Source organism: Frigidibacter sp. ROC022, from assembly GCF_024723735.1.
In the GTDB taxonomy this organism is placed as follows: Bacteria; Pseudomonadota; Alphaproteobacteria; order Rhodobacterales; family Rhodobacteraceae; genus SLM-1.
Genome location: NZ_JANQDU010000003.1, coordinates 102,710 through 122,869 on the forward strand (window position 1 = coordinate 102,710; position 20,160 = coordinate 122,869).

22 protein-coding genes, 1 tRNA gene and 1 pseudogene are annotated in these 20,160 nt (G+C 64.7%); 12 read left to right on the plus strand and 12 right to left on the minus strand.

Translation table 11 applies throughout. The annotated features are described in order from the left end of the window. Positions 1 to 12 precede the first annotated feature (12 nt). The 6 genes and pseudogenes from infA to NUW50_RS12260 all read left to right on the plus strand — a co-directional run. Positions 13 to 231, plus strand: coding sequence for a translation initiation factor IF-1 (gene infA, locus NUW50_RS12235; RefSeq protein WP_258289418.1), 219 nt, complete (start codon positions 13 to 15; stop codon positions 229 to 231). Then, positions 231 to 806, plus strand: a complete 576-nt coding sequence (locus NUW50_RS12240) for a Maf family protein (protein ID WP_258289419.1) — start codon at positions 231 to 233, stop codon at positions 804 to 806. Before infA ends, NUW50_RS12240 begins: the two co-directional genes overlap by 1 nt. Further along, positions 807 to 1,844 carry a ribonuclease E/G gene (locus tag NUW50_RS12245; RefSeq protein ID WP_258289420.1) on the plus strand — a complete coding sequence of 346 codons (1,038 nt, stop codon included), beginning with the start codon at positions 807 to 809 and terminating at the stop codon, positions 1,842 to 1,844. Beyond that, positions 1,841 to 2,032, plus strand: a complete 192-nt coding sequence (gene yacG, locus NUW50_RS12250; protein WP_258289421.1) for a DNA gyrase inhibitor YacG — start codon at positions 1,841 to 1,843, stop codon at positions 2,030 to 2,032. Before NUW50_RS12245 ends, yacG begins: the two co-directional genes overlap by 4 nt. 121 nt (positions 2,033 to 2,153) lie before the next feature. Next, positions 2,154 to 2,229: transfer RNA gene (locus tag NUW50_RS12255), tRNA-Phe, on the plus strand. A gap of 119 nt (positions 2,230 to 2,348) precedes the next feature. After that, positions 2,349 to 2,743 (plus strand): annotated as a pseudogene (locus NUW50_RS12260) (transposase); the annotation flags it as partial. Here NUW50_RS12260 and NUW50_RS12265 read toward each other — a convergent pair. From NUW50_RS12265 to NUW50_RS12305, 9 genes are all read right to left on the minus strand, one after another. After that, on the minus strand, positions 2,738 to 3,205 hold the full coding sequence (locus tag NUW50_RS12265; protein ID WP_258289422.1) for an SRPBCC family protein: 468 nt from the start codon (positions 3,203 to 3,205) through the stop codon (positions 2,738 to 2,740). The pseudogene NUW50_RS12260 and the gene NUW50_RS12265 sit on opposite strands and share 6 nt — an antisense overlap. A 154-nt stretch (positions 3,206 to 3,359) precedes the next feature. Then, positions 3,360 to 4,163, minus strand: a complete 804-nt coding sequence (locus tag NUW50_RS12270) for an XdhC family protein (RefSeq protein ID WP_338001359.1) — start codon at positions 4,161 to 4,163, stop codon at positions 3,360 to 3,362. Beyond that, entirely contained in the window at positions 4,154 to 5,332 is a 1,179-nt protein-coding gene (locus tag NUW50_RS12275) for a vWA domain-containing protein (protein ID WP_258289423.1), read from the minus strand. Before NUW50_RS12275 ends, NUW50_RS12270 begins: the two co-directional genes overlap by 10 nt. After that, the gene (locus tag NUW50_RS12280; RefSeq protein WP_258289424.1) at positions 5,329 to 6,207 is read right to left on the minus strand and encodes an AAA family ATPase; all 879 of its coding nucleotides are present in this window, start codon (positions 6,205 to 6,207) and stop codon (positions 5,329 to 5,331) included. Before NUW50_RS12280 ends, NUW50_RS12275 begins: the two co-directional genes overlap by 4 nt. Positions 6,208 to 6,247: 40 nt before the next feature. Then, positions 6,248 to 8,668, minus strand: a complete 2,421-nt coding sequence (locus NUW50_RS12285) for an aerobic carbon-monoxide dehydrogenase large subunit (protein ID WP_258289425.1) — start codon at positions 8,666 to 8,668, stop codon at positions 6,248 to 6,250. After that, entirely contained in the window at positions 8,665 to 9,156 is a 492-nt protein-coding gene (locus NUW50_RS12290) for a (2Fe-2S)-binding protein (protein WP_258289426.1), read from the minus strand. Before NUW50_RS12290 ends, NUW50_RS12285 begins: the two co-directional genes overlap by 4 nt. A 14-nt stretch (positions 9,157 to 9,170) precedes the next feature. Beyond that, positions 9,171 to 10,025 carry an FAD binding domain-containing protein gene (locus NUW50_RS12295; RefSeq protein WP_258289427.1) on the minus strand — a complete coding sequence of 285 codons (855 nt, stop codon included), beginning with the start codon at positions 10,023 to 10,025 and terminating at the stop codon, positions 9,171 to 9,173. Positions 10,026 to 10,154: 129 nt separating this feature from the next. Further along, a complete protein-coding gene (locus NUW50_RS12300; RefSeq protein ID WP_258289428.1) occupies positions 10,155 to 11,297 on the minus strand; it encodes an MHYT domain-containing protein in 1,143 nt (380 codons plus the stop codon). Continuing rightward, positions 11,288 to 11,722, minus strand: a complete 435-nt coding sequence (locus tag NUW50_RS12305) for a hypothetical protein (RefSeq protein WP_258289429.1) — start codon at positions 11,720 to 11,722, stop codon at positions 11,288 to 11,290. Before NUW50_RS12305 ends, NUW50_RS12300 begins: the two co-directional genes overlap by 10 nt. Before the next feature lie 227 nt (positions 11,723 to 11,949). Here NUW50_RS12305 and NUW50_RS12310 point away from each other — a divergent pair, with 227 nt between their 5' ends. The 6 genes from NUW50_RS12310 (at position 11,950) to NUW50_RS12335 (ending at position 15,500) form a co-directional block, all read left to right on the plus strand. After that, the gene (locus tag NUW50_RS12310) at positions 11,950 to 12,204 is read left to right on the plus strand and encodes a hypothetical protein (protein WP_258289430.1); all 255 of its coding nucleotides are present in this window, start codon (positions 11,950 to 11,952) and stop codon (positions 12,202 to 12,204) included. Then, entirely contained in the window at positions 12,201 to 12,512 is a 312-nt protein-coding gene (locus NUW50_RS12315; RefSeq protein WP_258289431.1) for a hypothetical protein, read from the plus strand. Before NUW50_RS12310 ends, NUW50_RS12315 begins: the two co-directional genes overlap by 4 nt. After that, positions 12,509 to 13,312: a CPBP family glutamic-type intramembrane protease gene (locus NUW50_RS12320; RefSeq protein ID WP_258289432.1), complete on the plus strand. Its 804-nt coding sequence runs from the start codon at positions 12,509 to 12,511 to the stop codon at positions 13,310 to 13,312. Before NUW50_RS12315 ends, NUW50_RS12320 begins: the two co-directional genes overlap by 4 nt. After that, positions 13,303 to 13,695, plus strand: coding sequence for a hypothetical protein (locus tag NUW50_RS12325; protein WP_258289433.1), 393 nt, complete (start codon positions 13,303 to 13,305; stop codon positions 13,693 to 13,695). The genes NUW50_RS12320 and NUW50_RS12325 overlap by 10 nt, the downstream gene beginning before the upstream one ends. A 272-nt stretch (positions 13,696 to 13,967) precedes the next feature. Next, on the plus strand, positions 13,968 to 14,255 hold the full coding sequence (locus NUW50_RS12330) for an SH3 domain-containing protein (RefSeq protein WP_258289434.1): 288 nt from the start codon (positions 13,968 to 13,970) through the stop codon (positions 14,253 to 14,255). A gap of 174 nt (positions 14,256 to 14,429) precedes the next feature. Then, positions 14,430 to 15,500, plus strand: coding sequence for a succinylglutamate desuccinylase/aspartoacylase domain-containing protein (locus NUW50_RS12335; RefSeq protein ID WP_258289435.1), 1,071 nt, complete (start codon positions 14,430 to 14,432; stop codon positions 15,498 to 15,500). Positions 15,501 to 15,604: 104 nt separating this feature from the next. On the opposite strand, the gene NUW50_RS12340 is transcribed toward NUW50_RS12335, so the two are convergent. The 3 genes from NUW50_RS12340 to NUW50_RS12350 are packed head-to-tail and all read right to left on the minus strand — an operon-like array spanning position 15,605 to position 19,827. Continuing rightward, positions 15,605 to 17,446: an ABC transporter permease gene (locus tag NUW50_RS12340; RefSeq protein WP_258289436.1), complete on the minus strand. Its 1,842-nt coding sequence runs from the start codon at positions 17,444 to 17,446 to the stop codon at positions 15,605 to 15,607. Continuing rightward, entirely contained in the window at positions 17,436 to 18,560 is a 1,125-nt protein-coding gene (locus tag NUW50_RS12345; protein WP_258289437.1) for an ABC transporter ATP-binding protein, read from the minus strand. The genes NUW50_RS12340 and NUW50_RS12345 overlap by 11 nt, the downstream gene beginning before the upstream one ends. Before the next feature lie 16 nt (positions 18,561 to 18,576). After that, a complete protein-coding gene (locus tag NUW50_RS12350) occupies positions 18,577 to 19,827 on the minus strand; it encodes an ABC transporter substrate-binding protein (RefSeq protein WP_258289438.1) in 1,251 nt (416 codons plus the stop codon). Between the last annotated feature and the right edge of the window lie 333 nt (positions 19,828 to 20,160).

The following is a 20,160-nucleotide window of genomic DNA, read 5'->3' on the forward strand; positions in this document are numbered from 1 at the left end:
AACGGAGTGACCATGGCCAAGGAAGATATTCTTGAGTTTACCGGCGTCGTGAAGGAACTCCTGCCCAACGCGACGTTCAAGGTCGAACTTGAGAATGGCCATGAACTGATCGCGACGATGGCAGGCAAGATGCGCAAGAACCGGATCCGGGTTCTGGCCGGCGACAAGGTACAGGTGGAAATGACCCCCTACGACCTGTCGAAGGGTCGGATCAACTACCGCTTCCGCTGATGCGACTTGTCCTGGGGTCCGGGTCTCCCCGGCGGCGCGAGCTGCTGGGTCAACTGGGCCTGACCCCGGACGAAATCCGGGCACCCGACATCGACGAGACACCGCTGAAGGGCGAATTGCCGCGCCCTTATTGTCAGCGCATGGCCCGTGAAAAGGCCGAGGCGCTGCCCTGTGCCGCCGATGAGGTGATCCTGACCGCCGACACCACCGTGGCCCTGGGCCGCCGGATACTGGGCAAGCCCGCCGATGCCGGCGAGGCGGCCGAATTCCTGCTGGCCATGTCGGGCCGCCGGCACCGGGTGGTCACGGCGATCGCGGTCAAGACCGCGACCCGGCTCTGGGAGCGGGACGTTGTCACCTCGGTCAAGTTCAAGCGGCTCTCGGATGCCGAGATTTCCGCCTATATCCGGTCCGGCGACTGGCAGGGCAAGGCGGGCGGCTATGCCATTCAGGGCCCCGCGGGGGCCTTCATCCCCTGGATCGGGGGCAGCTATACTGCTGTGATGGGCCTGCCGGTGGCCGAAACCGCGACTTTGCTGGTGGCCGCCGGGCTGCCGCTGTTCGGGGGTGTGTGAGTGAAGGGGATCGTCATCGCCCTGGACTGGATCGACGGGCGCGAGGTCGCGGTCCTGCTGCGCGACGGGCGGCTCGACGACCTGCTGGTCGAATTGCCCGATGCGCCGCCCGCCCCGGGCGCCATCTTTCGCGCCATTGCCGATCGGCCGCTGAAGGGCCAGGGCGCCATGCTGATGCGGTTGCCCGATGGCAAGTCGGCCTTCCTGCGCGACTCGGTCGGGCTGAAGCCGGGGCAGGCGGCCCTGGTCCAGGTGACCTCCTATGTCGAGGCCGAAAAGGCGGTGCCGGTCACCGCCAAGGTGCTGTTCAAGAGCCGCTACGTGATCGTCACGCCCGAGGCGCCGGGGCTGAATGTCTCGCGCCGGGTGAAGGACGATGAACGCCGGGTCGAACTGCTGGACCTGGCCGAGGCCGGCATGGCCGGCAGCGGGATGGGGCTTATCCTGCGCTCCGAGGCCGAGACCGGCGACGATGCCGCGATTGCCGAGGATATCGCCCTGACCCGCGAACTGGCCGAAAAGGTCGTCGCCGATGCCGATGGCGACGCGCCGGAGCTGCTGCTCGACGGGCCGGGGCCGCATCTGGCCGGCTGGCGCGACTGGCCGGCGCCGGACATGCTGGACGAGGAACCCGGCAGCTTTGCCCGGCACGGGGTGGCCGATCTGCTCGACGGGTTGCGCAGCGATTCGGTGCCGCTCGGTGGTGGCGCCCATGCCTGGATCGAGCCGACCCGGGCGCTGGTGGCGGTGGATGTGAACACCGGCGCCGATGGCAGCCTGGCGGCGGGGCTGAAGGCCAACCTGGCGCTGGCCCGCGACCTGCCGCGCCAGTTGCGGCTGCGCGGGCTGGGCGGCCAGATCACCCTGGACCTGGCGCCGATGCCGAAGAAGGACCGCCCGGCCTTCGAGGGCCACCTGCGCGCCGCCTTCAAGACCGACCCGGTGGACACCGCGCTGGCTGGCTGGACGCCGCTGGGCCATTACGAGTTGCAAAGGAAGCGGGAAAGGCTGCAGATCCCGCGTGATCTGATCCCATGACGACTGCCGCGACCCTCTGCCCGATCTGCGGCCGCCCGACGATCGAGGACTACCGCCCGTTCTGTTCGCGCCGCTGCGCCGATGTCGATCTGCGCCACTGGCTGACCGGCAGCTACGCGATCCCCGCGGTCGAGGATGACGACCCCGACGAAGAGGACGAGGTCGATCCGCGCCGGCGCCTGAACTGACCGGACACCGCCACGGCGGATTTTGCGTGTGACGGGGCGATTTTGGCGGGTTCGGGCACTGGACAGGACCCAAGGCTTGGTCTAGGACATCGCAGCCTGGGTGGCAGCGCCACCCGCCGGGGCCCAGATAGCTCAGTTGGTAGAGCAACGGATTGAAAATCCGTGTGTCGGTGGTTCGAATCCGCCTCTGGGCACCACTCAACTCCCTATCCTTGACTAAACCCGAAATCATACGGACCTTGCCGCCGGTTTGACCCCGCTTCCAGGCGCAGGACCCGTTAGGTTTCCTGCGGGCGGAGCGACCTGTTGGTTCGCGGGTGGCACAAACGGCGGGCTGAATTCAAAGATGCATGCGGTTTGCGACAGCGAGGGACGCCTTTCCGACCGCCGGGCAGGTCAGTGACTTCGCCGGAGCGGCGGCCCTTCTGGGCGGCCTACCGACAGCGCAGCGGCTGCTCGGAGATCGGGGCTGCGATGCCGACTGGTGCCGTGAGCCCCGCGGCACAGGGGGATCAGGGCCGGCATCCCCGGCCGCAAGCCGAGCAAGGTTCCCGTGAAACACGACAAGCGCCGCAACAAACCTCGCAACCGGATCGAAATCAGGTTCGGCAGGCTCAAGGACTGGCGGCGCGTTGCCAGCTCTACGGCCGATGCCCGAAGGTCTCCCTCTCGGCCATCACTCTCGCCGCTACCCTCAGCTACGGGCTATGACTCCTGACCCTGGAGCGGATGCTTCTCGTCCACGATTTCCGCGAAGCGCGAAAAGAACTTTCCGGCCAGTTTCTTGGCCGTGCTGGTCATGAGGCGGCTACCCAATTGGGCGATCTTTCCGCCGATGTCCGCCTTTGCCGTGTATTTCAGAAGCGTCTCACCCTCGACATCCTCGAGCGTGACATCGGCGCCGCCCTTGGCAAAGCCCGCGACGCCGCCGTTGCCAGAGCCGGTCAGCGAAAACCGATGCGGTGCGCCGGCGGTGTCCAGGGTCACATCACCGCTGAACCTGGCCTTGACCGGCCCCACCTTGAGCACGACTTTCGCCTCGAGTTCCGTATCGGAATGCTTGGTCAGCTCTTCGCAGCCGGGGATGCACTCCTGAAGGATCGCGGGATCGTTGAGGGCGGCATAGACCACGGCGACAGGTGCCTTGATGTGAATCTCGTCGTTCAGTTCCAAGAGGTGTTTCCTTCAACAGCAGGGGAATTTGATCCGGGCCAGGGCCTCGGCTTGTGACGGGGTCAGTCCGGGAAAGAGACGCCTGAACAGCGAGGCCGGGCGGTCGGCTGCTGTCGTGGATTCCCGGTGCGCTTCCGGCTCCGGCGGGCGGGTGTCAGCGGCCGGTTTCATCGGAGCCTCCCTTGGAGCGTTGCAGGGAACGGCGTTTCAGCACGACTTCGGAAAGGATGGACAAGGCGATCTCGTCCGGCGTGATGGCCCCGATATCGAGACCGGCGGGCGATTTGACCCGGTCCAGTGCGTCCTGCGGGACGCCGGCCGCGACCAGCCGGGCCGCCAGGGTGGTGAACTTGCGGCGGCTTCCGACGAAAGCGGCAAATCTGGGCGCGGCGGTGACGCTGGCCCGCAGAGCGGCTTCGTCGCCCTTGCCCTGCGTCGCGATGATGACGAAATGCCGGCCCTGCGTGTCGGCGGCGAAGTCATTCGCCCCTTCGGCGCAATGGGTCACGACAAAGTCGAATCGGTCGGCGAGCCCGACAAGCGCATGGGCCACCGGTCCGTTGCCGCAGACGATCAGCTCCGATCGCGGCAAAACCGGTTCGACAAAGATGTCCATCGAGCCTTTCGAAGGGCAACCGTTGCGGGCGAACTGAATTCCTTCGCGGGTTTCCCCGGCCTTCAGGCCCTCGGCGGCAAGGATTTCTTCCGGGCGCAACGAAACGAACTGGGTGCTGCCCTCGCCGAGGGCGGTTTTCGCGGCCTTGCTGACCGCGGAACGGATGCAACCGCCCCCGACCCAGCCTTCGACGATCGTGCCGTCCGCCGTGATGATCGCCTTTGCGCCCGGCTTGGCCGATGTCGCATTGACCGTGCGCACCACCGTGGCAATGGCAAAGGGCTCACTCGCGGCCCGCAGGGATGCGGCGCGTCTGTCGAATGCGTGATCACTCATACCCATGCGAGCTCTCCTTCAAGTGCGGCCAGGCTTTCAAGCGTGTTTGCGGCGGCGAAGACATCGAGAAAGGGCAGGGCGGCCGCCATGCCGGCGGCGACCGGGGCATAGTTCTTCCAGCCCTTGAGCGGGTTCAGCCAGACGATCCGGCAACCGCGGCGCTTGATCTCGCGCAGGGCGCCGGCCAGCCCGGCGGGCGGGTCTGTATCGTATCCATCCGAGAGGATGATCACCACGCTGCGGCCCGAGACGAACCGCCGGGCATAAGTGCGGGCGAAGACCTGCAGGTTGGTTCCGATCTTCGAGCCGCCGCCAAAGCCGTCGGCCATCAGCGTGAGCCGGTTCAAGGCGCGCAGCGGATCGTCGTCGCGAAGCGCGCCGGTGATCCGGACCAGTCGGGTGTGAAACAGATAGGCATCGGCAGTGGTCTCGGCACGGATGAGCCCGGCCAGAAAGGCCAGGAACACCCGGGAGTAGACCGTCATGGAACCGGACACGTCGCAGAGGGCCGTGATCTGCACCGGCCGATCCGGTCGTCGCTTGCGCGGCAGCAGCATCGGTTCACCGCCGGTGGACAGGCTCTGGCGCACGACCTTGCGAAAGTCGATCCGGGCGCCCTTCTGTGCCGCGGTCCGGCGCCGTGACCGGCGGTCGCGCATTGCGGCGGCCAGTCGGCGGGCGACCTCCTCGGCCTGCCGGATGTCCTGCGGCGACACCAGTTCGCGCATGTCCTTTTTCATCAGGTTCTGCACGCCGCTGGCGATCAGGCGGCCCTCGCCGCCAGTCTCGGCCTCTCCGTCGCCCCGGCCGGGGCTGTCGATCTTGCCGGCGCCCGCGGATTTCTGCCCCTCCAGCGCCTGGCTGCTGCGGGTGTTCCGGGGCCGGTCCCGGCCGGACTTGTCGATCTTCTCGCGTACCCGTCCCGCGGTGCGCCAGTAGCTGTCGAACAGCATTGCAAAACGCTTTGCCTCATCCTCGTTGCCGGTACAGACCGATTTCAGTGCAAGCTGAGCCTCGCCGATGTCACCGGCCTGAACATGACTCAGCGCCTGCACGGCGGCCTGGGCTTCGGCCACGCCGATGGCGAAACCGTGGTCGCGCAGATGGCCGATGAAGCCTGTTACCCGGGCGGTCACCCCCGGATCCCGGGCTGCGAATCTGGTGATCATGCTCATGCCGCTTTCCCGGCAAGACGTTGCGCAACCTCGATCGGGGTGTTGGCCCGATCACTTTGCGTCTTGAGCAGGGTGACAAGGGTGGCGCGCAGGATTTCGGGATCGTCGTTCAGATCGTTGAGGCCAAGACCGGCCAGTGCGGCCGCGAAATCCAGCATCTCGGCGATGCCCGGCACCTTTTCGAGTTCCTCCTTGCGCAGGGCCTGCACAAAGCCGACGACCTGGGCCGCAAGCCGCGCGTCGATGCCGGGGCAGCGCGCGGAGAGGATCGCCAGTTCGGTCTTGCGGTCGGGATATTCGACATAGGCATAGATGCAGCGCCGCCGCAGCGCATCCGACAGGTCCCGGGTGCCGTTCGAGGTCAGGATCACATGCGGCCGCGACAGGGCCGACAGGGTGCCGAGTTCCGGGATGGAAATCTGGAAATCCGACAGGACTTCCAGCAGATAGGCTTCGAACTCCTGATCGGCGCGGTCGATCTCGTCGATCAGCAGGACGGGGGACGTCTCTTGCCGGATCGCCTGCAAGAGCGGGCGTTGCAGCAGGAAGTCTTCCGAGAAGATGCGGTCTTCGACGATCTTTCCGGTCTTGCCGTCTTCGGCGGCGGCGCGGATCGCCAGAAGCTGCCGCTGGTAGTTCCATTCATAGATGGCATGCGCCGCGTCCAGTCCCTCGTAGCATTGCAGCCGGATCAACATCGTTTCCAGCGCGCCGGAGAGGGCGCGCGCGACCTCGGTCTTGCCGACGCCGGCAGCGCCCTCCAGAAGCAACGGGCGACCCAGTTGCAGGGAGATATGCAAGGCCATGGCCAGATCAGGGGAGGCGATATACCCCTGATCCGCCAGTTGGTCCGTGAGTTCGTTCCAGGTTTTCATGATCGGTGACCGTGGCGGTGCCGGCCGCCCGGCATGCCCTTCAACCATGCAAGCCAAGATCATTGGCGATCGTCCAGATGCGCCATTGATCGTGCGGCATGTGTGATTGCTTCAGGCCGAAGGGCCGGAAGGCATCGTGCACCGCGTTGGAAAACGCCGGGACGCCACCGACATTGGGACTTTCGCCGACGCCTTTGGCCCCGATCGGATGGTGCGGGCTGGGGGTTTCGGTGAAATCGGTCGTGTAGGTCGGCGTTTCCCACGACGTCGGCAGGAAGAAGTCCATCAGGGTGCCGGTCTTCACGTTGCCGATCTCGTCATAGGCCAGCTCTTGTCCCATGGCGATGGCATAGGCTTCGGTCGCGCCGCCATGCACCTGACCTTCGATGATCATCGGGTTGATCCGGGTGCCGCAATCGTCCAGCGCATAGAAATGGCGGATTTCGTGAACGCCGGTATCCACGTCGATCTCCATCACGCAGATATAGGCGCCGAACGGGTAGGTCATGTTCGGCGGATCATAGTAGCTGACCGCCTCGAGCCCGGGTTCCACGCCCGGAATCTCCTGATGGTAGGACGCGTAGGCGATCTCGGTCATGGTCTTGAACTGTTCGGGGGCGCCCTTCACGACAAAGCGGTCGATGTCCCATTCCAGGTCGCCGTCATGCACTTCCAGCAGATAGGCCGCGATCATCTGCGCCTTGGCCCGGATCTTGCGCCCCGCCATCGCCGCCGCCGCGCCGGCCACCGGGGTCGAGCGCGACCCGTAGGTGCCCAGACCGTAGGGGGCGGTGTCGGTATCGCCTTCCTCGATCGTGATGCTGTCGGCCGAGATGCCGATTTCGCTTGCCAGGATTTGGGCAAAGGTCGTGGCATGGCCCTGGCCCTGGGAAATCGTGCCCAGTCGCGCAATTGCGGAGCCGGTCGGGTGAATGCGGATTTCGCAGCTGTCGAACATGCCCATCCCGAGGATGTCGCAGTTCTTGACCGGGCCGGCACCGACGATCTCGGTGAAGAAACTCAGGCCGACGCCAAGCAGTTTTCGGGTTTCGCCGCGCTTGAAGGCTGCGACCCTTTCGGCCTGCTCCTTGCGCAGGCCGTCGTAATCGACGGCCTTCAGCGCCTTTTCCCAGGCGGTGTGATAATCGCCCGAGTCATATTCCCAGCCCAGAGCGGAGTCATAGGGGAACTGCTCTTTCCGGATGAAGTTGATCCGGCGTAGCTCGGCCGCATCCATGTTCAGCTTGATCGCCAGAACCTCGATCATACGCTCGATGAAATAGGCTGCCTCGGTCACACGGAACGAGCATCGGTAGGAGACGCCACCGGGCGCCTTGTTGGTATAGACGCCGTCCACCCCGAGATAGGCCACCGGGATGTCATAGGAGCCTGTGCAGATGCTCATGAACCCGGCCGGGAACTTCGTCGGGTCGGCGCAGGCATCGAAGGCGCCGTGATCTGCCGTGACATGGCAGTGCAGGCCGGTGATCCTGCCGTCCTTGGTGGCACTGATCCTGCCCTTCATCCAGTAGTCACGGGCAAAGGCCGTCGCCATCAGGTTGTCCATCCGGTCCTCGACCCATTTCACCGGGCGTCCGGTGACGATGGAGGCGACGATCGAGCAGACATAGCCGGGATAGACGCCGACCTTGTTGCCGAAACCGCCGCCGATATCCGGCGAGACCACGCGGATGTTGTGCTCTTCGATGCCCGAAAGCAGCGACGCGACCGTTCGCACCACATGCGGAGCCTGAAAGGTGCCGAACAGCGTCAGCTTGCCGTTCACCTTGTCCATCGAAGCGACGCAGCCGCAGGTTTCGAGCGGGCATGGGTGGGTGCGGTGGTAATAGACGGTTTCCTCGGCCACCACGTCGGCGTTGGCGATGACCTCGTCGGTCGCGGCCTCGTCCCCGATCTCCCATAGGAAGATATGGTTGTGGTGCTTCCGCTTGCCATGCGCGCCGGACTCCTGCCCGGCCAGATCCTCGCGCAGCACCGGGGCATCGGGGGCCATGGCGACCTTGGCATCGGTCAGAACCGGCAGTTCTTCATATTCGACTTCGACCAGATCAATGGCATCCGCGTTGATATAGCGGTTCTCGGCCACCACGAAGGCAACTTCCTGCCCTTGGAACAGCACCTTGCCGTCGGCCAGGACCATCTGCTTGTCACCGGCCAGGGTCGGCATCCAGTGCAGGCCCAGAGGCTCGAGATCCTTGGCTGTCAGCACGGCGATGACGCCCGGAAGGGCCATGGCCGCATCGATGTTGATCGACTTGATCCGGGCATGGGCATAGGGCGAGCGCACGAAGTCGCCGAACAGCATGCCCGGCATCTTGATGTCGTCGACGTAATTTCCCTTGCCCTGGGTGAACCGCACGTCTTCGACGCGCTTGCGCGAGACGCCGAGACCTTTGAGCTTGGCGGAGCGTTCCACGCGTGTGGGGGTCTGGTCGTTCATTCTGCCGCCTCCTTGGCTGCATTCATCTCACTTGCCGCGGCCAGGATCGCCTTGACGATGTTCTGGTATCCGGTGCAGCGGCACAGGTTTCCGGCCATGCCAAAGCGCACTTCTTCCGCGGTCGGGGTCGGGTTTTCCTGAAGCAATCGGTGGGCACGGGTGATCATGCCCGGCGTGCAGAACCCGCATTGCAGCCCGTGATGCTCACGGAACGCATTTTGCAGCACGTTCATCTCGCCCAGCGGCGACAGGCCCTCGATCGTCGTGACTTCGGCGCCATCCGCCTGCGCCGCAAAGACCGTGCAGGATTTGACCGACTTGCCGTTCATTTCCACAGTGCAGGCGCCGCAATGCGAGGTTTCGCAGCCGATATGCGGGCCGGTGATGTTCAGCTTTTCCCGCAGAACGTGAATCAGCAGTTCGCGCGGTTCGACCCGCAGCTCTTCCGCCTGGCCGTTGACCGTCAATTTGAGATGCATTTTGCTCATGCTCGTTTTCCCCATTACGCGCTGGCGATCGCGCGGGTGATCGCGCGTTTGATGACAATGCCGGCGACATGCATCTTGAAGGCCACGGGGCCGCGATTGTCCTCGGTCGGGTTGATATTCGCCAAGGCCGCCGTGACAGCACTTGCGATGTCTTCGGTATCGCAGCGGGTGCCGGTCAGCGCCGCGCCGGCCGACCTGGACCAGATCGGCGTATCGGAGAGGTTGGTCATCGCGATCGAGGCGGAACGGCAGGTCCCGCCGTCCATCTCGATCAGCGCCGCACAGGCCGCGGTGGCGTAGTCACCGATCTTCCGTTTCTGCTTTTCATAGGCGTGGCCGCCTTTCGGGACATCGAAGGTGACCGAGACGACCAGCTCGTCATCCTCGCAAGCGGTGACATAGGCACCTTCGTAAAAGTCGCGCGCCTTTACATTGCGGGTGCCGTTCGGCCCGGCGAGTCCGAGCGTTGCGTCGAGGCATTGCATCAGGCCGGGCATGTCGTTGGCCGGATCGCCATTGGCAATGTTGCCGCCGATGGTGCCGCAGTATCGCACCTGGGGATCGGCGATCTGCAAGGCGGCCTCGCGCAGCAACGGGACCGACGCAGCCAGCCTTGCGTTGTCGATCAGCATGTGCTGGGTGACCATCGCGCCGATGGTGACCTTGCCTTCCGCAATGCTCACCGCCTTCAACTCGGCGATGTCCTGCAGGTCGACCAGATGCGTGACGGCTGCCATGCGCAGCTTCATCATCGGGATCAGGCTGTGACCGCCTGCCAATACCCGCGCTTCGTCTCCCTGTGCCTGCAAGATTCCGACTGCGGATTTCACATCCGCAGGACGGTGGTATTCAAACGCTGATGGTATCATTGGCGTCCTCCCAAACTGCCCGAGTCTTCAGGAGGAAGCCTTGAGGGATGGGCGGGCAAAGCGGGTGTGCCAAAGCACCACCTGCGCCAGCTACTTCACGAACTGCGATTTACGTGCACGAGCGACGCTCTAGACAAGACCGAGTGCCGCCCGCACCTCGCCCATGCGCGACCGGCTGACGGGGACCGGGTTCAAACCCGGGCTGGTGGCGAACAGGCAAACACCGGTGTCCTTCTTTCGTTCGAAGCTTGTGACATGCTCGGGGTTGATCAGGTAGCTGCGATGGCAGCGAATGAAGTTCGCAAGCTCGAGCCTCGTCTCGGCATCCGAGATCGACCAGGGCGAGAACAGCTTCTCGGTCCCGGTGTAGAGAATGCAATAGTGTCCTTCGGCCCGGAGCGCGGCAATCTCGGCGGGACGGACGAACTGGATCTGCCCATCCTTTTGATAGGGAACCGACGGCGAGAACGGCCGGTTTGGGGACTGCTCGGGTTTGGCGGGGGCAGGCGGGCTTTCCTGGATGTCCGGAAAGGGGGCATCGATGGCTTCGGGATGCCGCGGCGCTGCCGGGAAGAACGTGACACCCAACAGCAGGAATGCGCCGCAGATCACGAAAGCGATCAAGGTCACGATCATCGCCAAGGTCGAGTTGTCGATCACGGTCGTCAGTGGATCGGTCGTGACCGCCGGCAAGAAATTCGTGCCCGCCATGGACAGGTAGTGAACCAGACAGACGGCGATGCCGAAGGTCAGGGTCCCCAGAACAATGTTGCGCCGGGTCCGTTCGCTATAGGCGATGCTGAACGAGATGATCCCCAGCCCGACAGAAGCTGCCAGGGCCAGCAGGACGCCAAAGGGTGTATAGACGGCCACGCACAGCTGCATTCCGGACATGCCGACATAATGCATGACCGAGATCCCGAGGCCCGCGATCGTTCCCGCAATGACGGTGCTCGATCGTGTGCGGACCCGAAAATGCATGACCAGCAGTGCGACCCCCATGATGAGAATGGCCACCAATGCGGAGATCATCGTGGTCAGTGCATCATAGTAGAACAGGATCGGCAGGCGAAGGCCGAGCATCGCGACGAAATGCATGGCCCAGATCCCGCCCCCAAGGGCAACTGACGCCATCGCGATCCGTTGCTTGCGTTGGGTCTCGGGCAGGCTGGAGACGCCCCGCGTCAGGGCCAGGCCGGTGAAGCTGGCCATCAGCGAGACGGCAAAGGATGCCAGAACCAGCGGCAGATTGAGCGAATAGTCTAGAAACACTTCGCTCCCTCCCACAGCGCGACTTGCATGGATTGTGTGGCCTGCCTACCGCTCGCCGATTCAAACACCCAGGCAACCATCACGCCCGGCCGTCCGGCCAATGGCCTCTGTTCGTCGCATGTGCAGCCATCAGGTTGCCGTGCAGCTGCCTTGTTCAGTTTCCACTGTCTGGACTCAAAGGGAGACAGGATGCCCTTGTCGTTGTGTGTGCGCTCCGGATTGTAGAGGAACTCGAGGCATTTGAACACGCCCCGCCTGGCGGCACCGCGCAGGGGGGCCGAGCCTGCAAACAGATGTGGGCAGGCTCGGGCGGCTGCATCCCGGTCGCTCATTGTCGCCGGCCGCCAGAAGTCATGCAACGTGAGGAACACCGCAAAGAACGTCCAGGAAAGGCAAATCGGGACAAACTCGGCAACCCGTCTCACCTCGCATGCTCCAAATGTGCCGCGACCGTCATCCCGGACGCGAGGTGGCAGCATCCAATCATTCGGATTCTCTGATCGTGATCAAGGCGCGCCCTGCCGATACGCCGGATGAATCGGTTCAGTACACTTGGGGACAATTGAGCCGCGGCGGGCCGCCCCACCAGATGTCGCGAGACACCGGGAAGTCGTCCCGCCAGGAGCCTGCAGGGCCTGCCATGAGAGTTCGCTTGTTTCTCATTCTGGTGTTTCTGACGATTGCGGTCGCCGCCCTTGCATCGTGGCGGCAGTCTGACCGGCGTGCCGACCGCGAGGAAATGGATCGCCTGATCGCGCTGCAGCCCTCCGCACCGCCGGTCTCGAAGAACGTGGCGCGGTTCACCCTGGCGACCCATGTGGAGGCGGGCAACATGTTTGGAACTGACGACTATTTCCCCTTCTTCATCGCCGATGTGTCGTCCATCTCATGCCCGGGTGCGGAATGATGCGCCACGCCGGGAAGATGCTGGCCCGGGGGCTGTTGATCGGGCTGACCTTGACGGTTGCGATGCCAATAGCGAGCCGCGCCCGGCAGACGGGTGAGGCCATCCTCGCCGCGCAACTGGACGCGCTGCCGGACATCTTCACTCAGCACAACCATGTGCCCGGCGCCTCGACGGAGCCGCCTCTTCATATTCACGCGCAACGCCCCGCCGCGGACGGCGCGCTGCCCTTTTCGGGCGATCCGCCGGGGCTTCGGATCGGCGGGCGCGTACTGGCAGGAGGCGACCGCCTGAGGGGCCGGGCGGGATGAGCGGTTCTGCCTACCGGCCTTTCGCTTTTTTCGGCGCCACGATCTTGTGGACGTGGGCGTTCTGGCTGGCGCTGGCCGTCTCGGGGTTGGAGGCTTGGGAGAGCCCGGGGCGCTGGCTGGTCTATGCGGGTGGGACCGGGCCGCTTGTCATGGGGCTCTGGTTTCAGCACCGCCATAGCGGCGCACGGGGGCTTCGCGACCTGTGGGTCAGATTGATCGATCCACGTTTCGCGCCGCTCTGGCTTTGGGCGACGGCACTCCTGCTGATCCCGGCATTGTCGCTGATGGCGCATTTCGTGCTTTGGCTCGGTGGCGCGCCGGAACCGGTTCTTGCGCTGCCACGGGACAGCTGGGCCGCCACGCTCGACCTTGCCGTGTTCCTGTTTCTGCTCGGCCCGCTGCCAGAGGAAATCGGCTGGCGCGGCTACGGGCTCGATGCCCTGCTGGCAAGGGTCTCGCCACTTGCGGCCGCGGGTCTTCTGGGCCTTGGCTGGGGGGCGTGGCACCTGCCGCTCTTTGCGGTCCCGGGCTACTATGACGCGTTCGACGGACCGCCTGTGCTCTGGCTGTTCCTTTGGTCGATCCTGATGAAGTCGATCCTGATGACATGGGGCTACCTTGTCTCGAACCGATCGCTTCTGCTGATGGTGGTCTTCCATTTCATGATCAACGCCACCGGCGAGGTGATCCCAATGCCGGCAGATGCCGAAGCCGTCTTTCAACTTCTTCTGACCGTGGTCACCGTGCTTGCGGCCGTCCGGCTCTGGCGCATAGGACGGAGGCAGAGCCCATGTGGATAGCGACCTTCGGATACGGCCTCGCCACGCTCGCGCTGGCCACCAGCCTTGGCATGATCGCCCTCGGCCGCCGCTGGCAGGCCATCGAGGCGTCTGCCTATGGCGGCGCCCGGCGACCGGTCTGGTTCTGGGCCGCCGCTGCCGGGCTTCTTGCAATCTGGGCGCTTGCAACCCGGGACTTTGCAGCGTCGGACCGCAGCTGGGCCGGGTGGACGCTGATTGCCGGTGTGCCGCTTGTCTGGGCGCTGAAGGCAGCAGCGTTGGTCTTCAACCCCAAGGGGCGCAAGACCGTGTCCGGGATCGACACCGACATGGGCTGGCGGCGGATCGGGCTGGCGCGTCTGCCGATCGTTTTCGTGCTGGTTGCTCTGACAGCCCTCGCGTGAGCTTTCACCCCGGCGAGAGAGCCGGCATGTCCGCGCGTGTCAATGGCCCGGGGATCGGAACGAAGGATGGCACGTCGAAGGCGTCTCTTCAGGGCTCCAGCCGTGCAGCGGACGGCCTTGTCGGACCCCGGCGCGGCGGGCTGTCCGGTATGGGGAATCCGGTCGGAGGCGGTGGCTAGGGGCTCGACCATCACCCCGAAATCGTGATCTTGCTTCCCTGTCCAGTCCCGCAAAGGAAGGCATCCAGAATGCGAAACGATCAAGGCAGGAAAATGAGCCGAACCGCCGTGGGCGCCCTGCTCGCGCTCGCACTCGTCGCGGGCTGCGGTGTCGGCGCAGGAGGCCGAACGGTGGTCCGGGGCGCCGGTCCTGACGACCTCCTGAAGCTGCGCGCCGGGCCGGGGCTTGGCTACAGGGTGATCCTGGGCCTGCCGGACGGCACGGCTCTGATACGCCGCGATTGCGTGACCGAGGTGGGGCAGTTGTGGTGCCGGGTCGCATTGGCCGACGCGCCCGCGATCACCGGCTTCGTTTCCGCCGACTACATTTCCATGCCCTGACCCTGGCGCGGCGCCGGCGGCCCATCGGGCCTGAAGCAGGGTCCGCCGCCCGGGATATTGCGCCAGTCACGTTCCGGCCATCGCCTTGGCACTGCATCAGGCGGCGGCTCGCCGGTCGAGTTGACAAATCGTATACCGTATGCGCGTTTGGTGGTGACTCTGGGAGCGAGAGACATGGGCAATCCGGAAGCGGGAACATCGCGGATTCACAATCCGATCGACTTCGGCAAGACGGGCCGGCAGGCAGGGCATCTGCAACTGCCGCCCGACCCGACGACCGGGAGCGCGGGAGAGCGCGTGCCGATCGTCTGCATCGCGAACGGCTCGGGGCCGACCGTCCTCGTCTCGGCCGGCAATCACGGCGACGAATATGCCGGGCAACTCGCGGCCCTCCGCCTGATCCGCGACATCGAGCCGGCGCAGGTCTCGGGCCGGATCATCGTCGTTCCGATCATCTCGACCGAGGCATCGCGGGCGAACACCCGGCTGTGGCCGTCGGGCGCGAATTTCAACCGCTCGTTCCCCGGCAACCCCGACGGACCGGTGATCGAGCAACTGGCGCATTTCTTCTCTGCGGTCCTGTTCCCCGAGGCGGATGTCGTCATCGACATGCATTCGTCCGGGCGCGACGGCTGGATCGAGCCGTGCTCGCACATGTGCGTCCCGAAGGACCCGGTGCAGCGCAAGGCGATGCTCGAGGCGATGGAGATGTGGAACTCGGATTTCCACTTCTTCTACACCTCGGCGGGGAACTATCTTCCCAACGAGGCCGAGCGTCAGGGCAAGATCGTGGTCACGACCGAATTCGGCGGCGGCACCCGCATTCCCGTCGCGGTGCAGGCGCTCGCCTGGAACGGCCTCGTCAATGTCCTGCGTCATGTCGGCGTGCTCGAAGGCGAGGTGGTCACCCGCGCCTCGCTGGGGCTTCCCCCGCCGATATTCGTCGATTGCCGCTATGACAATGGCAGTGTGGGGGAGGCTGTCAGCGGATTGATGGACTTCATCAAGGCGCCGGTCGCGGGGCTTCTGGAAGTCCTGGTCGAAACCGGCACCCCGGTGGCCGAAGGGCAGCCGATCGGCCGCATCTGGTCGCATCTGGATCCGACGCGACAGCCGGTGGACATCACGTCGCCGTTCGAGGGCTATCTCATGGGAATGAAGACCCTCCCGGTGGTCGAGCAGGGGCAGAGCCTCGCGCTGATCGGCCGTCAGGTCGACCGCAGCGACGTGCTTGCCAAGGGATGACGGCCCGCCTGAAGGCGTGGAGATGTGCCGTCTGCCAGGGCTGCCCGAAGGTCGCCGTTCCGGGCGGGGCGGGGAGCCGCCGGTTCTGGCGGCCCCCCCGGCAGTCATGCGCCTGCGTTGGAGGCCAGACTTCGCGCACCGGCCAGGTGGGCCACAAGCCGCACCAGCACATTCGCCAGGACGATGACCAGCACGAGGAGCAGCGCGACGGCCCCGGAGTGCTGTGGCATGTTCTGCTCCTGGTAGTAGAAGATGACACCGGTCACCACCATGTTGCTGGGTGACAGCAGCAGCACGATCAGGGACAGCTCCCGCATTGCCGTGATGAAGGTCAGCAGCATGCCCGAGATCAGGCCGCTGGCGGACAGCGGCATGATGATGCGGACCAGCCTCTTGAACCAGCCCATTCCCAGAACCCGCGCCGCTTCCTCCAGCGACCTGTCGATCTGCAGCATCGCCGCGATTCCGGTGCGCGAGGTGAAGGGCAGGTTCTTCACCACGGTGATCAGCACAAGAATGGCGAAGGTTCCGTAAAGCGCCGGGATCGGCCCGAGCGGGGTGGAGAACATGCCGATATAGATTGCGCCCAGGGCGATCGACGGGAAGATGTAGGGCGCGAAGGCAATGGATTCCAGCCAGCGCGACAGCCGCGTTCCCCGGCCGCGGACGACCGCATAGCCGACGAGCAGCCCGACGAAGCCGTTGAACAGCGCCGCCGAGACGCCGAGCTTCAGGCTGTTGCCGAGCGCGTTCAGGATGCCGTCGTTCAGCAGAACCCCGGGTTCGCCATAGGCGAGGTTCGTGTTGCCCTGTCCGATCCAGAAATAGGTAGTCAGGTTGTCCAGGCTGTAGTCCCCGGGAAGCAGGATCAGGGATTCCCAAAGCAGGATCGTCAGCGGCAGCAGGACCGAGGCCAGAACGAATACCCAGACCAGAATGGTCAGCGGCACCCGCCACAGGCCGAGGTTGATCTCGCGCCGCCGGAAGCCCTTGCCGGTCATGGTGACAAAGCTCTTGCGGACCCCGATGATCCGGCTGTTGATCCAGATGAAGCTGACCGCAATCACGATCAGCACCAGCGCAAGAACGAAGGCATCGCCGTTGTTGCGGGCGTTGATCGAGTTGTAGATCTGGGTCGAGAAGGTGAAGAACCGCACCGGCAGGCCCAGAAGCGCCGGCACCCCGAAGGTGCCGAGAATGCGGATGAAGGTCAGGACCACCGCCGAGCCGAGCGCCGGCAGAAGAAGCGGCAGGGTGATCCGGGAAAGCCGCTGCCAACGTCCCATCCCCGAGATCGCCCCGGCCTCCTCAAGTTCGGAATCGACCGTCGCCAGCGCACCCGACATCAGCAGATAGGCATAGGCGAAATAATGCAGCGACAGCGTCACCACGATCGGGAAGAAACCGTAGGACACCCAGTCCGGAGGCTGGAAGCCGAGAAGCCCCGCGGCCAACCCTTCCGACCCGCCGATCCGGTCGTTCTTGAACAGGGCCAGCCAGGCCAGAGCGATCACCCAGGAGGGCATCATGTAGGGCACGACGATAAGCGTCCCGAGCGGTCCCTTGAAATGGACATTGGTCCTGACCAGCAGCCAGGCCAGAAGCGACCCCAGGCTGACGGCCACTGCCGTGACGGTCACGCCGATGGCGAGACTGTTCAGCAGCGGGCGATAGAACAATGCCTTCGAGATCGGGCTGACGAAGACCCGCTCGAGGTGGAACAGCGAGAACGATCCGACCTCGCCATCCGGATGATAGGCAAGGTCATAGGGCTGAAGGCTCAGCGCGTCGCGGATGATCTCCAGCAGCGGCCCCAGCACCAGAAAGGCAAGGGCCACCAGACAGATGACGCCGATGACCATGTCCGGCCGATTGGCGATCCTGTAGGCCTGAAAGCGCAGCACTGCGCCGATCCGGCCCGTCCCGCTCACACGATCACCCGACATCGGCACCGGCCACCTTGCTGGACGTCCGTATGTTCTTCCCCGTCGCCGGGTCGAAGAAGTTCACGCTTGCGGGGTCGAAGTCGATCCACAGGGCAATCCCCGGCTCCAGCCGCACGAACCCCGTCTGCACAAGGCTGAGGCGGCTGTCGCCGGCCGCGACCTGGAGGATCGTGGTCGATCCGGTCGGCTGGGCGTTGTCCAGCCGGACTTCCTGCCAGCCGTCGCGCTTCTCGGTCGAGAGCAGGATGCTTTCGGGGCGCACCGAGGCGACGAGCCGGCGCGAGGCCGAGCCGGCAGCGGCGTCGGCCGGTATGCGGATGCCCTTGCCCTGCAGGACGACCGTGCCGCCCGCCTCCGTCAGCTCACCCTCGATCAGGTTGATCCGGGGCTCGCCGATGAACTCGGCCACCAGCAGGTTCGTCGGGTGGTGATAGATGTCATAGGGCGCCCCGATCTGGACGATGCTTCCCTGATCCATCACGACCACCGTATCCGAGAGGGTCAGCGCCTCGGCCTGGTCATGGGTGACGTAGACCGTCGTCGATCCCAGTTCGCGATGCAGCCGAAGCAACTCGGCCCGCATTTCCAGGCGGAGCTTGGCATCCAGGTTCGACAGCGGCTCGTCCATCAGCAGGATCGGCGGCTGCGAGGCGATCATCCGCGCCACCGCGACCCGTTGCTGCTGGCCGCCCGAAAGCTCGGACGGATAGCGCTTCCTGAAGGCGGACATCTGGACCGAGTCCAGGGCCCTGGTCGTGCGCTCGTCGATCTCCGCCCGGCTCAGACCCTTGTTCTGCAACGGCTGAAGAATGTTCTTCTCGACCGTCATGTGCGGCCAGAGCGCGTAGCTTTGAAAGATGAGACCCAGATTGCGTTTCTCGGGGGGCACGATGACGCCCTTCTGGCGTGAGAATACCACCTGATCGTCAAAGCGGATCTCGCCGTCGTCCGGTTCCTCCAACCCCGCGATTGCCCGCAGGGTTGTGGTCTTGCCGCAGCCGGACGGGCCGAGGATGGTCAGGAACTCGCCCGGCCGGACGACGAGGTCCATGTCATGGACCACCGTCTCCCGGCCATAGGCTTTCCTGATGCCCGAAAGCCGAATTTCCTTCACGTGTTCTTCCGCTTCGTCAAAGGCTGGAGAACAGCAGCCAGAAATCCCGCAGCTTCGGGCCCTCGCTCTGCATGAAGTCGGCGGAAACGGTCCAGCCCTTCATCTCGTCCCAGATCTCGCCACCCGGGGGCAGCGGCACGTCGCTGCGCGGGCTGACCGAGCCGGGATCGTAATAGGGCGCCAGACCCTGCAGCAGCTCCATGCTCTTGCCTTCCTTGAAGGGCGGGGTCAGCACCGTGTCCTTGTTCAGTTCGAGACTGCCCAGAAGATAGGCCGTCATCAGCTTGGCGGCATTCGGGTGCGGTGCCCGCGCGGCAATCGCGGTGAAGGTCGGGTAGACCCATTTCGACGCCGGATCGAGATCGGTGAAGATGGCATTCACGAAGCCGTCCGACTGGTTCTTGCTGATGTAGGTCATGTAGGCAAAGCCGATCAGCGGCTTCTCCTGGCCCGGTGTGCCGGTCGCCTCGACTAGCTTCGACCCGGACTTGAAGATCACCAGGTCATTTGCCAGCAGCCGGGCAAAGAACTCGTAGCCGGCATCCGGCACGCCATCGGTCAGTTCGATGTCCTTGCCGGCATAGCGCTTGTAGGCCGCCGCCATTTCGTCGGCATGCTGGACGATCGTCGCGACACCCATGAAGGTCGAGCCCGAGGTCATCGGGTCGATGATGGCCACCCGGCCCTTGTACTCTGGCTCCGTCAGTTCCCAGATGTTGCTGATCGGCGGCCCGTCGGGATTGGCCTCGGTGTTGTAGTAGATCACGATGGCCTCGTTGATCCGCACCAGAAGCGGTTCCCGGTTCTCTTCCGGAATGCGGTCCACATAGGCCTGGGGCACATAGTTGTAGATCATGCCGCCGGCCAGCATCTCGTTGATCACCACGCCGGAATTGCCGGTGGTGACGATATCGGCGTTGTAGATGCCGGCTTCCTGTTCGCGGATCGTCTTTTCGACGGTCTTGACCGAACCGAGATCGAAGACCGAGACCTTGATTTCGGGGTAGAGCGCATTGAAGGGCTCGACCAGTTCGGCGATGCGGCCCGAGGCAGAGTAGATGACGACCTCTCCCTCTTCCTTGGCCTTTTCAACGATGGCATCCCAGTTTTCCGCCTCGGGCGCATAGGGCCCCAGTTCGGCGGCCTTCAGCCAGGCCTCGACCTCGGGCGAGGCGGCCTGCGAAACGGCCAGTGTTGGTGACGCCATCAAGGCGGCAAACAGGATCGCCTTGGCGGACCCCCCGATCTTACCCATGAATCCTGACATTCAATTCTCCTCCCTTCAAAGAATATCTTGCCGCCGAATTCGCCCTCCCGACGATCCGCGGCACCTGTCCCCTGCCATTAGTGCGGAGCAAACCGGACCTTGTCAAAGCAAACCGGACGGGCCGGGGGGCCGATGCGAACCCGGGTCACCCGGCGCATCAGAGCGTCTCGGCCCGGCGGCAGGCCCGGCCGGTCGTCCCGACCTTCGGGGCAATGAGCCCGCCTTCGGTCGGATTGCCTGCGAACTGTGCGGTGCCGTTCGTCCATGGGCCCTTGATCCATTCTTCCAGTTGGCGCGAGACCGATTCACGTTTCGCCCCGGGCCGAGGTTCGG

Excerpts from the sequence above, each read along its gene's own strand:
- infA (WP_258289418.1), top strand. The coding sequence starts at position 13 with ATGGCCAAGGAAGATATTCTTGAGTTTACCGGCGTCGTGAAGGAACTC.
- NUW50_RS12240 (WP_258289419.1), top strand. The coding sequence starts at position 231 with ATGCGACTTGTCCTGGGGTCCGGGTCTCCCCGGCGGCGCGAGCTGCTG.
- yacG (WP_258289421.1), top strand. The coding sequence starts at position 1,841 with ATGACGACTGCCGCGACCCTCTGCCCGATCTGCGGCCGCCCGACGATC.
- NUW50_RS12270 (WP_338001359.1), bottom strand. The coding sequence starts at position 4,163 with ATGGGTATGAGTGATCACGCATTCGACAGACGCGCCGCATCCCTGCGG.
- NUW50_RS12275 (WP_258289423.1), bottom strand. The coding sequence starts at position 5,332 with ATGAGCATGATCACCAGATTCGCAGCCCGGGATCCGGGGGTGACCGCC.
- NUW50_RS12280 (WP_258289424.1), bottom strand. The coding sequence starts at position 6,207 with ATGAAAACCTGGAACGAACTCACGGACCAACTGGCGGATCAGGGGTAT.
- NUW50_RS12285 (WP_258289425.1), bottom strand. The coding sequence starts at position 8,668 with ATGAACGACCAGACCCCCACACGCGTGGAACGCTCCGCCAAGCTCAAA.
- NUW50_RS12290 (WP_258289426.1), bottom strand. The coding sequence starts at position 9,156 with ATGAGCAAAATGCATCTCAAATTGACGGTCAACGGCCAGGCGGAAGAG.
- NUW50_RS12295 (WP_258289427.1), bottom strand. The coding sequence starts at position 10,025 with ATGATACCATCAGCGTTTGAATACCACCGTCCTGCGGATGTGAAATCC.
- NUW50_RS12315 (WP_258289431.1), top strand. The coding sequence starts at position 12,201 with ATGATGCGCCACGCCGGGAAGATGCTGGCCCGGGGGCTGTTGATCGGG.
- NUW50_RS12320 (WP_258289432.1), top strand. The coding sequence starts at position 12,509 with ATGAGCGGTTCTGCCTACCGGCCTTTCGCTTTTTTCGGCGCCACGATC.
- NUW50_RS12325 (WP_258289433.1), top strand. The coding sequence starts at position 13,303 with ATGTGGATAGCGACCTTCGGATACGGCCTCGCCACGCTCGCGCTGGCC.
- NUW50_RS12330 (WP_258289434.1), top strand. The coding sequence starts at position 13,968 with ATGAGCCGAACCGCCGTGGGCGCCCTGCTCGCGCTCGCACTCGTCGCG.
- NUW50_RS12335 (WP_258289435.1), top strand. The coding sequence starts at position 14,430 with ATGGGCAATCCGGAAGCGGGAACATCGCGGATTCACAATCCGATCGAC.
- NUW50_RS12340 (WP_258289436.1), bottom strand. The coding sequence starts at position 17,446 with ATGTCGGGTGATCGTGTGAGCGGGACGGGCCGGATCGGCGCAGTGCTG.
- NUW50_RS12350 (WP_258289438.1), bottom strand. The coding sequence starts at position 19,827 with ATGTCAGGATTCATGGGTAAGATCGGGGGGTCCGCCAAGGCGATCCTG.